This window comes from Streptomyces olivaceoviridis (genome assembly GCF_014650115.1).
GTDB lineage: Bacteria > Actinomycetota > Actinomycetes > Streptomycetales > Streptomycetaceae > Streptomyces > Streptomyces olivaceoviridis.
Map to the genome: position 1 here is coordinate 1 of NZ_BMUI01000120.1, position 749 is coordinate 749.

Here is a 749-nt window from a genome sequence, read left to right on the forward strand (position 1 = left end):
ATACGGAGCCAGAGCACGCTCACACTCCGCCATCCGCCCCGCGAACACCGGCGAGGAACCAAGGAGTTCCACCCCCATCCCCGCCCACTGCGACCCCTGACCCGGGAACACGAACACCGTCCGGCCCACCGGGGTGGTCGTGCCCCGAACGGTGTGGTCCGAGTATTCTCCACGGGCCAGCAGGTCGAGTTCGCGGCTGAGGGCGTCGCGGTCGGTGCCGACCACGACCGCGCGGTGGGGCAGCGCGGCCCGGCTGGTCGCGGTCGAGAACCCGATGTCGGCCGGGGTCAGTCCGGGGTGTGCCGCCACGTGGGCCCGCAGCCGGTCGGCCTGGCCGCGCAGGGCTTCGGCCGTCCTGGCGGACAGCAGCCACGGAACGGCCGTGGCGGGCGCGGACGTCGACGCGGCAGGTGCCGCGTCGGGCTGCGCGGCCTGTTCCAGGACGAGGTGCGCGTTGGTGCCGCTCACTCCGAAGGACGACACGCCGGCGCGCCGGGGGTGCCCGTGCTCGGGCCAGTCGACGGCCTCGGTGAGCAGCCGGACGTCGCCCTCCGACCAGTCGATGTGGGTCGACGGCTCGTTCACGTGCAGGGTCCTGGGCAGCACCCCGTGCCGCATCGCCAGCACCATCTTGATCACACCGGCCACACCCGCGGCGGCCTGGGTGTGACCGATGTTCGACTTCAGCGAACCCAGCCACAGCGGCCGGTCGCGGTCCTGGCCGTAGGTGGCCAGCACCGCCTGCGCCT

The 749-nt window shown here is 73.3% G+C and carries 1 protein-coding gene; it reads right to left on the reverse strand.

Going from position 1 to position 749, the window contains the following annotated elements:
* Window positions 1-749 (reverse strand): ketoacyl-synthetase C-terminal extension domain-containing protein (locus IE273_RS43175; protein WP_189820562.1); only part of this gene is annotated, 749 nt, incomplete at both ends.